The 10,804-nt window shown below is 72.6% G+C and carries 8 protein-coding genes; 2 read left to right on the forward strand and 6 right to left on the reverse strand.

Going from position 1 to position 10,804, the window contains the following annotated elements:
• Positions 1 to 15: 15 nt before the first annotated feature.
• From ACIOJE_RS30675 to ACIOJE_RS30685, 3 genes are all read right to left on the reverse strand, one after another.
• Entirely contained in the window at positions 16 to 1,353 is a 1,338-nt protein-coding gene (locus tag ACIOJE_RS30675) for a serine hydrolase domain-containing protein (protein ID WP_400780664.1), read from the reverse strand.
• A gap of 160 nt (positions 1,354 to 1,513) precedes the next feature.
• Positions 1,514 to 4,084 carry an ABC transporter permease gene (locus tag ACIOJE_RS30680; RefSeq protein ID WP_280684683.1) on the reverse strand — a complete coding sequence of 857 codons (2,571 nt, stop codon included), beginning with the start codon at positions 4,082 to 4,084 and terminating at the stop codon, positions 1,514 to 1,516.
• Between the two features lie 3 nt (positions 4,085 to 4,087).
• Complete coding sequence (locus ACIOJE_RS30685) at positions 4,088 to 4,822, reverse strand: ABC transporter ATP-binding protein (protein ID WP_280684701.1); 735 nt, start codon at positions 4,820 to 4,822, stop codon at positions 4,088 to 4,090.
• A gap of 274 nt (positions 4,823 to 5,096) precedes the next feature.
• Between ACIOJE_RS30685 and ACIOJE_RS30690 the strand changes: the two genes are divergently transcribed.
• Both ACIOJE_RS30690 and ACIOJE_RS30695 read left to right on the forward strand, forming a co-directional pair.
• Positions 5,097 to 6,389, forward strand: a complete 1,293-nt coding sequence (locus tag ACIOJE_RS30690) for a sensor histidine kinase (protein WP_280684684.1) — start codon at positions 5,097 to 5,099, stop codon at positions 6,387 to 6,389.
• A complete protein-coding gene (locus tag ACIOJE_RS30695) occupies positions 6,377 to 7,021 on the forward strand; it encodes a response regulator transcription factor (protein ID WP_280684685.1) in 645 nt (214 codons plus the stop codon). Before ACIOJE_RS30690 ends, ACIOJE_RS30695 begins: the two co-directional genes overlap by 13 nt.
• 64 nt (positions 7,022 to 7,085) lie before the next feature.
• Here the strand turns inward: ACIOJE_RS30695 and ACIOJE_RS30700 are convergent, their stop codons facing one another.
• Genes ACIOJE_RS30700 through ACIOJE_RS30710 form a run of 3 tightly spaced genes read right to left on the reverse strand, consistent with a single transcriptional unit; the run spans position 7,086 to position 10,638 of the window.
• Positions 7,086 to 8,417 carry an MFS transporter gene (locus tag ACIOJE_RS30700; protein ID WP_400780667.1) on the reverse strand — a complete coding sequence of 444 codons (1,332 nt, stop codon included), beginning with the start codon at positions 8,415 to 8,417 and terminating at the stop codon, positions 7,086 to 7,088.
• A complete protein-coding gene (locus tag ACIOJE_RS30705; protein ID WP_280684687.1) occupies positions 8,414 to 9,442 on the reverse strand; it encodes a TauD/TfdA family dioxygenase in 1,029 nt (342 codons plus the stop codon). Before ACIOJE_RS30705 ends, ACIOJE_RS30700 begins: the two co-directional genes overlap by 4 nt.
• Complete coding sequence (locus tag ACIOJE_RS30710; protein ID WP_280684688.1) at positions 9,439 to 10,638, reverse strand: pyridoxal phosphate-dependent aminotransferase; 1,200 nt, start codon at positions 10,636 to 10,638, stop codon at positions 9,439 to 9,441. The genes ACIOJE_RS30705 and ACIOJE_RS30710 overlap by 4 nt, the downstream gene beginning before the upstream one ends.
• Between the last annotated feature and the right edge of the window lie 166 nt (positions 10,639 to 10,804).

Genomic DNA, 10,804 nt, shown 5'->3' on the forward strand with positions numbered 1-10,804 from the left:
CGCTCTCCAGCCTGTTCAGGCGACGCGTCGCAGGACGCGTCCGCCGAACTGCATGTGGTCCGCGCGCCCGGTCTCCGGGTCGAGCAGGAAGCGGCCGAGGTGCTCCACCTCGGGCAGCCGTGGGTGCCGGGCGGCGAAGAATCGCCCGCCTCGGCCGGTCAGGTCGTACTCCGTCCCGTCGTCGTCGACCAGGACGGTGGCGCCGGGGACGTCGGCGCCGGAGTGGATCCGGTACACCGTCTCGCCGTTGGCCCACCGCCCGGCGCAGTCGGGCAGGTCCTGCTCGGCACCGGCGGCGGGGCCCGGGGCGTAACCGGCGACGTCCACGCCCTCGGCCCGGAGCTGTGCCAGCAGGTCCTGCCAGGCGGCGAGGCCGCCCAGGGAGTCGGCCTGCAGGGCGACGACGGTGCCGCGCTCCGGCTGGATCCGCAGGTGGCAGGTGGCGCCCGCGCCCACGCCGTCGAGGCCGAGCCAGCGGTCGGCGCCGTTGCCGTACCGGGCCCAGCCGTGGCCCCAGCCGTCGGCCAGGCCGAACGGCAGGGTGTCGAAGGGCGGTTCGGCCATCTCCCGGACGGCCTCCTGGTCGAGCAGGAGGGCGTGCGCGGCGTCGCGGTCGGCCAGGTGGAGCCGGGCGAACGCGACCAGGTCGGTGACCGTGCCGGCGATCGCGGTGGCGGGGGCGAGGTCGCGCGGGATCGCGTCGGCCGCCAGGAAGGCCGGCTCGACGTCCAGCGGCCGGAGCAGGAAGTCCGCCACGGCGGTGCGCCAACTCGCCCCGGCGGCGGCCTCGATGACCTTCCCGGCCAGCGCGAACCCGGCGTTGGAGTACGAGAACGCGGTGCCGGGGGCGAACAACGGGCCGGCCGCGACGGCGGCCCGCAGCCCGCCGTCGCCGGGGCCGTCGCAGATCATCCCGGAGGAGTGGCTGAGCAGGTGGCGGGTCGTCAGTTCGAGCCCGGAGAAGGGTGGTTCGGTCAGGTACTCGCCGACCGGTCGGTCCAGGTCGAGGTCGCCGTCGAAGGCCAGCTGCATGGCCAGCGTCGCGGTGAAGAGCTTGGTGAGCGAGGCGAACGGCGCGGCGGGCGCCGGCCCGGGCTCCGCCCCCACCTCGGCGACGTGGAGTTCGCCGGCGTCGTAGAAGGCGCACCGCAGGGACGGCACACCGTGTTCACGCGCGAGCCGCCCGGCCTTTTCACGCCATGACTGTGAATTCACTAAAACCCACCCACCGCATTCACCGGAATCCGAAAAAGGCGCAGCACGACAGCCCCGTTCGGCCGCGTTCCGTCCACGGCTCGTCGGTACGGGGATTACACAAAAGGGGAATTTGCTCTGGTGAATGCAGGCTAACACCGGGCGGCGGGGGCGGTCAGGGTCGTTAAGCGGCAGCCGAATGACCCTGGTTGCCGCACTGCGACATGCCGCTCGACCTGCCCGGAAACCCGAAAACGCCGATGGGGTCCGCGGTCGCGGACCCCATCGGCGGGTCGGTGTTGCAAAGGGTCGGGCAGGACTACTCGCGCAGCCCGATGGCCTCCACCGGGCGGGCGCGCAGGGCGAGCTTGGTCGGCACCAGAACGGCCGCCGCCGCCAGGGCCGAGGTCGCCGCCACGATCGCCAGGTACAGCAGCGGCGGAATGTGCGGAACCAGGGACCCGGTCAGGCCCATGCTCACCGTCATCAGCGGCACGATCGGCACCAGACTGCCGACCACCACCGCGATCAGGATCAGCATGAGCGTCTCGGTGCGCATCATCCGCATGACCTGCTCGGGGGTCGCGCCCACCAGCCGGAGCAGCGCGAACTCCCGTGCTCTGGACAGGGTGGTCATCACCAGGGTGTTGGCGACGGCCACCGCGATGTACCCGAAGACCAGGATCAGCGGCAGCGCGCTGCCGAACAGGTTGGCCGTGCCCGCCTTCTCCTGGGCGGCGGACAGCCCGCCCTTGTCCCGGACCTGCACCCCGGGGTAGCGGTCGTTGAGCCCGGTGAGCTCGGCGATCACCTTCTTCTTGTCCGCGCCGTCCTTGGCCCGGACCAGCACGGAGTCGTACATCCGGCGCGAGCTGTGCTGGAGCACGGTGTCGTAGGACAGCGTGACGTCACCGAAGCCCAGGCCGCGCTGGTAGACGGCGATCACCTTCGGCTCCAGCGTCTGCCCGTCGGGCATGTGCACCTTGATCGCGCCGCCGACGCCGGCGCCGAGCGTGGCCGAGGCCCCGCTGCTGATCGCCACCGTGTCCGCGGACAGGTCGTCCAGGGAGCCCGCGGTGACGCCCAGGTCGACGACCCGGCTCAGGTTGCCCGTGGTCAGCCCCTGCGCCTTGTAGTCGAAGATCTCCGGCGAGCCGAGCATCTTCGTCGAGGCGAACAGGTCGACCCGCACCGTCCCGGCCGCGGCGTCGATCCCGTCCAGGCCCTGGATGAACTTCGGCGCGCTCACCGGCAGTCCGCCGGACTCGCTGGTCACCGTGTAGTCGGCGAGGACGCCGGCCTGGGCCTGCGCCTCGGCCGCACCCGAGGTGGTGGTCGGGATGAACAGCTGCACCGAGGCGAAGCCGATCGCCAGGATCAGCGGGCCGATGCCGGCGGCCAGCCGCCGGGCGTTGGCCCGGGTGTTGGCCACGGCCAGGAACCCGAGGGTGCCGAACCGCCGCTGGAAGGGCGCGGCCATCAGCCTGGTCGCCCTCGCCACCACCGGCGGGGCCAGCATGAGGATCGCGATCACCATGATCAGCCCGCCGCTGCCGGCCGCGGCCACCGCGAAGATGCTGCCGAAGAACAGCGGCAGCAACGACGCGCCGAAGCCGAGGACGAACAGCAGGATCCCGATCGCCACCCGCGCCCCGCCGATGCCCGGCTGCTCGGTCTGGGCCTCGCTGAGCGCCTCCACCGGCCGGATCGACACCACCCGGCGGGCCACCGCGAACGCCGCCACCTGCGCGGCGATCACGCCGATGCCGACCGCCGCGATCGCCGGGATCGGGCCGTAGGAGAACTCGAAGTCGTCCGGCAGGATGCCGATGGCGCCCAGCGCCCCGCGCAGCATCCCGGCGGCCAGCATGCCGGGGAAGCAGCCCAGGATCGAGGCCACCAGCGAGATCACCAGGGCCTCGCCCGAGATCATCTTGTGGATCTGCTTGGGCGTGGCCCCGACCGCGCGCAGCAGCGCCAGCTCGCGCCGCCGCTGGTGCACGCTGAGCGCCAGCGTGCTGCCCACCACCATCATGGTGATCAGCACGACGGTGCCGCCGAGCGAGCCCGCCAGTTCCTTCAGGCTGCCCCGGGCCGAGGCGACGTCCGGGTTCTCGACGCTGCTGCGCCCGTCACCGGTGTAGACGTCGATCAGCGAGCCCTTGAGCGCCTTGTCGATCCGGTCGCCGAGCTTGCCGGCGTTGGTGCCCTTGGGCGCCAGCACCCCGATGGCGCTGACCTGGTCGGTGCGGCCGAACAGGGTGCGCGCCTCGTCGTCGGAGAAGAACACCGGCGGGGTACGCAGCGCCCCGCCGTCGCCCTTGTAGGTCACGATGCCGACGACCTTGTACGAGCTGGCGTCCCGGGTGGAGGCGATCTTGACGCTGTCGCCCACCTTCACCTTGGCGTGGGCGGCGACGGACTTCTCCAGCACCACCTCGCCGGAGCGCTTGGGCTCGTCGCCGTTGCGGTCGTACGGGCCGAGCGCGGCCGCGCCCCAGTTGGTGCCGTTCGAGGTCCGGTCGTCGGCGCCCTTGACCAGGCTCTCGCCGTCCTTCGAGACGACCTGCGCGGGGAAGGTGAGCACCGGGACGGCCTTGTCGACGCCCTCGGTGCGGGCGACCTTGTCGACCAGGTCGATGGGGACGCCGACGGCGTCCTTGAGGTCCTTGGACTTGCTCTTCTTGGCCTCGTGGACCGTGAAGTGCTTCTGACCGCCGACCACGACCGCAGCGCTGGCGTAGCGCTGGACCGGCACCCCGTTGCCGATGCCGGACTGCAGGATGATGCCAAAGGCCGTGACGAGCACGGACGCGCCGAACAGGGCGACGAATGCCCCGACGAACCCGGCCTTACGCTCCTTGACGGTCTGTACGACGAGCCTGAACACGCCTCACCACTCCCCCAGCCGGGTCATGCGCTCGGCCACCCGGTCCGGCGTGGGGTGCGTCATCTCCTCCGCGTAGCGCCCGTCCGCGAGGAACACCACGCGGTGCGCGTAGGAGGCCGCGATCGGGTCGTGGGTCACCATGATCACCGTCTGCCCGAGGGAGTCCACGACCTCGCGCAGCAGCGTCAGCACCTGCTTGGCGGTGCGGGTGTCCAGCGCCCCGGTCGGCTCGTCCGCGAAGACCACCTCCGGCCGCGCCGCCAGCGCACGGGCGATGGCCACCCGCTGCTGCTGGCCGCCGGACAGCTCGGAGGGCCGGTGGCTCATCCGGTCGGCCAGCCCCACCTGCGTCACGACCTGCTGCAGCCACTGGTTGTCCGGCTGGCGGCCGGCGAGCATCAGCGGCAGGGTGATGTTGTCCGCGACGGTCAACGCCGCCATCAGGTTGTACGCCTGGAAGATGAAGCCGACCCGCTCCCGGCGCATGATGGTCAGGTCGACCTCGCTGAGCTGCGCCAGCTCCGTACCGCCCAGCACCACCGAACCGGCGTCCGGGCGGTCCAGCCCGGCGGCACAGTGCAGGAAGGTGCTCTTGCCCGCTCCGGAGGGGCCCATCACCGCGGTGAAGGTACCCCGGGCGAAGGCCAGGGACAGATCGCGCAGCGCGTGCACGGCCCCGGCGCCCTTGCCGTACGTCTTCCGGACCCCGTCGAGGCGGACGACCCAGTGAGCGTCCAGAGCGGCACTGCCGTCCGGCCGCGGCGGAGTCGCGTACTCCTCCTCCGCGGCCGCGCTCTGGATCTCCTCCGTCCGCGCTCCGCGTCCCTTTCTGCTCACTTCCGGCCTCCACCACTCGCACGCACTACTTGACGTTCACGAAGGTAGGTGCTGGAGCGGGTGCGGAACCAGGGCGCGAACTGGAGACTCGATGGTGCAGAAAAGTGCCACCCACCGCTGCATTTGGGGCGGTGGTAGGGTGATCGGGATGACGACTCGGAGGGTTTTAGGAGCCGTGCGCGCCCCCAGTGTGGCCGAGTTACGACGGTTACAGCCCGAGCAGTGGGTCCGCCAGACCGTCGTGCGTTTCCCTCCGGCTGCGGGCTACGTCCTGCTCTGCCTCGTGACCGGACTCGCCGGGCTGCTGCTGTTCTACCTGATCGCCGTCGTCTTCGCGCTCTGCCTGGTCGGGACGGGCTTCCTGCTGCTGCCCCGGACCCTTCGCGTGCTGCGCAGGTACGCGGAGGTCCACCGCCGGCGGGTGGGGCGGCTGCTGGAGACCGAGGTCCGCACCCCCTACCGCGACCTGGAGCCCGGCCGCACCGGCCCCCGCAAGCCCTCCCTGCGCGACCCCGCGATCCGCAAGGACCTGCTCTGGCTGGTCACCCACGGCGTCGTCGGCTCGGCCCTGTGCATCTTCGCCCTGAGCATCTGCGGCAACGCCTTCAACTGGCTGTCCGCACCGGTGTGGTGGAAACTCGCGTCCGGCGAGCGCAACTCGATCATCCTGATGAACGTCGACTCGTGGCCGAAGTCCTTCCTCGCGGTGTTCATCGGCGTCGGCTACGCCGTGGTGGCGATGGCCGCGATGCGGGGGCTCGCCCTCGTGCACGCCAGGATGTCCCGGTGGCTGCTGACCGCCCGTCCCCGGGTCGCGCTCGCGCAGCGCGTCCGCGAACTGTCGGTGACCCGTGCCGAGGCGCTGGACGCGCACGACGCCGAACTGCGCCGGATCGAACGCGACCTGCACGACGGGGCGCAGGCCGGCATCGTGGCGGTCTCGCTGCGGCTCGGCATGATCAAGCGGGCGCTCGGCCAACGGCCCGAGCAGGTACCGGAGATGGTGGACGCGGCCCAGCACCTCGCCGAGCAGGCCCTGGAGTCGCTGCGCCACCTGGTGCGCGGCATCTACCCGCCGGTGCTCGCCGACCGCGGCCTGACCGACGCCGTCCGGGCGCTCACCGCGCTCTGCGGGGTCCCGACCCGGATAGACATCGACGAGTCGACCGGCGCGGCACCGCGCGCGCCCGCGGCGGCCGAGGCCGCGGCCTACTTCGTGATCTCCGAGGCGCTCACCAACATCACCAAGCACAGCGGTGCGCGCAGCGCGCTGGTGTGGCTGCGCATCGCCTCGGACGCGATCTCGATCCGGGTCGAGGACGACGGCAAGGGCGGCGCCACCGAGGGATCCGGAAGCGGCATCCTCGGACTCCGGCGGCGGGTCGCCGCCTTCGACGGGACCACCGAGCTGTTCAGCCCGCCCGGGGGCCCGACCGTACTGAAGGTGGAGATTCCATGCGGATCCTGATCGCCGAAGACAACGCCCTGCTCCGCGAGGGGCTGGTCCTGCTGCTGAACAGCGAGGGGCACGAGGTCTGCGCGACCGTGGACAACGGCGACGACCTGCTGCCCGCGCTGCTCGAACACCGCCCGGACGTCGCCGTGGTGGACGTCCGGCTGCCGCCGACGTTCCGCGACGAGGGCCTGCGGGCCGTGGTCGAGGCCCGCAAGCAGATGCCCAACCTGCCCGTCCTGGTGCTCTCGCAGTACGTCGAGCGGGCGTACGCCACGGAGTTGCTCGCGCAGAGCGCCTCCGGGGTCGGCTACCTGCTGAAGGACCGGGTGGGGCGCGCCGAGGAGTTCCTGCACGCCCTGGAGCGGGTCGCCGACGGCGGCACGGCGATGGACCCGGAGGTCATCTCGCAGTTGATGGTCCGTCGGGCCGGCGACGACCCGCTGTCCTCGCTGACCCAGCGCGAGCGCGAGGTCCTGGCGCTGATGGCGGAGGGACGCAACAACGGCACCATCGCCGAGATGCTGTTCATCGCGGAGAGTTCGGTGAACAAGCACATCGGCAACATCTTCGCCAAGCTGAACATGCCGACGCCGGACAGCGGCCACCGCCGGGTGCTCGCCGTGCTCACCTACCTGCGGGCCTGAGCGGTCGGACACACCGGAAGGGGCGGCGCCGGTCCGGCGCCGCCCCTTCCTCGTGCCCGCCGCCTCAACTCCCGGGCTGGTCCCCCCGGTTGTCGGGCAGGGCGGGGAAGGCGCGCACCGCGGGGGTGACGGCCACGCCCAGTGCGATCAGCAGGAACGCCGCCGCACAGCTCAGAACGGTGGGCACCGTGTGCACGGTCTCCAGCAGCAGCCCGCAGAGCAGCGGGCCGAGCGCCGCGGCGGCGCCCATCGAGACCCCGATCAGGCCGGCCAGCCGGCCGCGCATGGCGTCCGGCGTGACCATCATCTGATGGCCCGCCACCAACGCGGTGGCGGTCGGCGCGAGGAACGCGGCGGCCCCCAGCACCAGCCCGCAGGGCCAGCCGGTCGGCACCACCGCGAGCAGCGGCACCAGCACGGCGGTGGCCCAGGTCAGCACCATCAGCGCCGTGTACGGCGTCAGCGACCGGCGCAGCCGCCCGGCCGACAGCGCGCCGAGCACCCCGCCGCCGCCGACCAGGGCGCCGATGGCGCCGATCTCGGCGCCGGGCCGGCCGTCCTGCTGGGCCATCACCACCACGGTGATCAGCAGGCCGCTGAACACCAGGTTGAAGGCGGTGCCGAGCAGCACGGTGGCCCGCACCGCCGGGTTGCCGCGCAGCCAGCGCAGCCCCGACGCCATCGCCTGCAGCGTGCTCTCGGCCGGGCCGTCGCCGGCCGCGGACGCCTCGGCCCCGCCCGCCCCGGCCGCGCCGCCGTCCCCCGGTCGCGGCGCCGCCGGCGGCCGCAGGAACAGCAGCGTGACGAAGGCGATCGCGGAGGTGATCGCCTGGGTGAGGAAGGGCAGCAACCGCTGGAGGCCGTACAGGAATCCACCGATTCCCGGGCCCACGATGGTCGCCAGGTAGTAGCGGGCGGTGTTGCGGGTGACGGCGTCGGCGAGTTGCGAGGACGGCACGACGCTGGGCAGCAGCGCCTGGTCGGCGGTACCGAACAGGGAGGTGCACACCCCTTCGACGACCGCCACCACCAGGATCACCGCCAGCGGCGCGTGGCCGAGCGCCACCAGGAGCGCGAGCAGGCCCAGCGCCGCGGCCCGCCCGAACTCCGAGACCAGCATCAGCGCCTTGCGGCTGACCCGGTCGGCCAGCGCGCCCGCGGGCAGCGCGGCGAGCGCCCGCGAGCCGGCGATGGCGAACTCGGCCAGCGAGGCCTCGAAAGCGCTGCCGCCGAGCCCGAGCACCAGCAGCGGGTACGCGATCAGCGTGCCCTGCGCCCCCAGTTGGGAGACCACGTTCGCGGTCCACAACACGTTGTACTCGCGGTTGCGGGACAGCGGCGGCGGGCCCGGCTCGGCGGCCACGGCGGTGTCGGCCGTCGTGCTGCCCGAGGTCACTGCGGCGCGGTCGGCAACGCCACCGCCGGCGCCGACACCCGCTCCACCGGGCGCAGCTCGGACCACGCGTGCGCCCCGGCCATGCTGACGAACAGGTCCCGCGGCGGGACGAAGGGGGCCCGCCCGTGCGCCACGCTGATGTTGTCCACGATCAGGACCTCACCGGTGTGCACGTTGACGTCGATCTGCTGCGCCCGGTACGCGGCCTGGAGCTGCCGGACCACCTCGTCCGGGATCTCGCTGCCGTCCGCGTAGAAGGTGTTGGTGGGCATCCCCCACGGGCCGTACTCCTCCAGCAGGAAGTCGGCGACGTCCTCGCGCAGGGTGCGGGCGTGGAAGAAGGTCATGTGGTTGAACCAGGAGCGGACGCCGGTCTCCGGGTGGGTCGCGACGGCCCAGCGCAGCTGGCGGGTCCGCAGGTGGTTGCGTTCCAGCCACTCCAGCTCGATGTTGTTGGCGTCACAGTAGGCCTGGACCTCGTCCGGGTCGCTGGTGCCGAACGCCTCCTGCCAGGAGAGGCCGAGGCCGGGGCGGAAGTTGCGGACGAGCAGGTACCCCTCGCGCTCGAAGCGCTCGGCGGTCTCCTGGGGCAGCCCGCCGTACAGGGCGCGGCAGTCGGCCAGCAGGCTGGCACCGCCGTCCGGCGACTCCTGGCGGCAGAAGAAGAACAGGTAGCGCGGGACGTTCAGGTTGTACGACTGCTCGGTGTGGAGGAAGATCTCCTCGGTCGCCGGGTGGTCGGTGGCCGTGAACACCCCGGGGTGCAGCTCGGTCCGCGGCGAGGAGCGCTCGGTGTAGTCGAGCGGCCGGCCGACCACGGCGTTCACGAAGGTGTCCAGCTCCGGCCATTCCTGCCAGTCGAAGCCGCTGAGCACCACCGCGCCGTGCTCGGTGATCCGCTCGCGGATGAACGCCCCCTGCTCCTTGCCGAGGTCGACCAGCCTGTTCCCCCCGGTCTCGGCGGAGATCCCGAGGACCAACCCGTCGTGCCGCGCTTCGGTCGAGATGCTGATGGCGGTTGTCACGGAGTGACTCCCTTCTGCGGGCTGCGGGCGCGAAGCCGCTCGGCAGCGGTGTCGAGGGTGTGGAGTGGACGGTTGAAGGCGATCCGGACGTAGCGCTCGCCATCGGCCGGGTCGACGAAGAACGAGGTGCCCGGCGCCACCAGCACACCGGTCTCGGCGAGCAGCGTGCGGACGAACCGCGGGCTGGGCTCGTCGGTCAGCCCGTCGATCCGGGCCAGGACGTAGCAGCCGCCGGCCGGGCGGGTGAAGTCGAAGCCGGCGTCCCGCAGCAGGTCCACGGTGCGGTCGCGCCGCTCGCGCATCCCCTCCGCGTGGTCCCAGCGCTCCGGCAGCAGCAGGTCCGCATTGGCCGCGGCGTGCTGGAGCGCGGCCGCCGCGCCGCCGGTGGTGGCCACGTGCACCTTGCGCAGCAGGGCGGTGAGCTCCGGCGCCGCGCGGAGGAAGCCGAGCCGCCAGCCGCTGATCGCGTGGCTCTTGGAGAGGCTGCCGATCACCACGGACCGGTCGGCCAGGCCCTCGATCTCGGTCACCGAGCGGTAGCCGGCCGGCTCGTAGACGTACCCGGCGTACACCTCGTCCGAGATCACCACGGCGTTCCAGCGGCCGCAGAGCTCGGCGAGCAGGTCGAGGGTGGCGCGCTCCAGGATGACGCCGGTGGGGTTGGCCGGGCTGTTCACGATGACGGCGCGGGTGCGCGGTCCGAAGGCCGCGGCCAGCTCGTCCGGGTCGACGCTCCAGTCGGGCGCCCGCAGCCGGACGGGGCGCGGGCGCGCGCCGGTGAGGGCGATGGCGCTGAGGAAGTTCTCGTAGAAGGGCTCGAACACGATCACCTCGTCGCCGGGGTCGACGAGGGAGAGCAGGGCGACGCCCAGGCCCTCGCTGCCGCCGACGGTGACGGTGATCTCGCTGCCCGGGTCCGGGGCGCCGGGCAGGCCGGCGGCGATCCGCTCGCGCAGCAGCGGCACCCCGGCCGGGTCCTGGTACTGGTGGATGCCGGCGCGCAGCGCGGCCACCGCCGCCTCGACCAGCTCCGGCGGCGTGTCGGGGTAGGCCGGAGTGCCGACCGCGAGGTCGACCGTGCCCGGGGGCAGGCCCTCCAGGAGCAGCGAGGCCAGCCCGCCGCCGGGCATCCCGCCCACCCGCTCGGCGCCCAGGGCGCGGCGGGCCGGGGTGTCACGGTGCGTGGTCGCACTCATGCGCCCACCTCGCTTCGCTCGGCAGCCGCTTCGCGCAACACGCACCCCTCGATGATGAGCTCGCTCCGCTCACTCATGCGCCCACCTCGCTTCGCTCGGCAGCCGCTTCGCGCAACACGCACCCCTCGATGATGAGCTCGCTCCGCTCACTCATGCGCCCACCTCG

The organism is Kitasatospora sp. NPDC087861 (genome assembly GCF_044742585.1).
Classification (GTDB): domain Bacteria; phylum Actinomycetota; class Actinomycetes; order Streptomycetales; family Streptomycetaceae; genus Kitasatospora.

Coding starts and splice junctions, on each gene's coding strand:
- ACIOJE_RS30710 (WP_280684688.1), bottom strand. CDS start 10,638: ATGAGTGCGACCACGCACCGTGACACCCCGGCCCGCCGCGCCCTGGGC.
- ACIOJE_RS30695 (WP_280684685.1), top strand. CDS start 6,377: ATGCGGATCCTGATCGCCGAAGACAACGCCCTGCTCCGCGAGGGGCTG.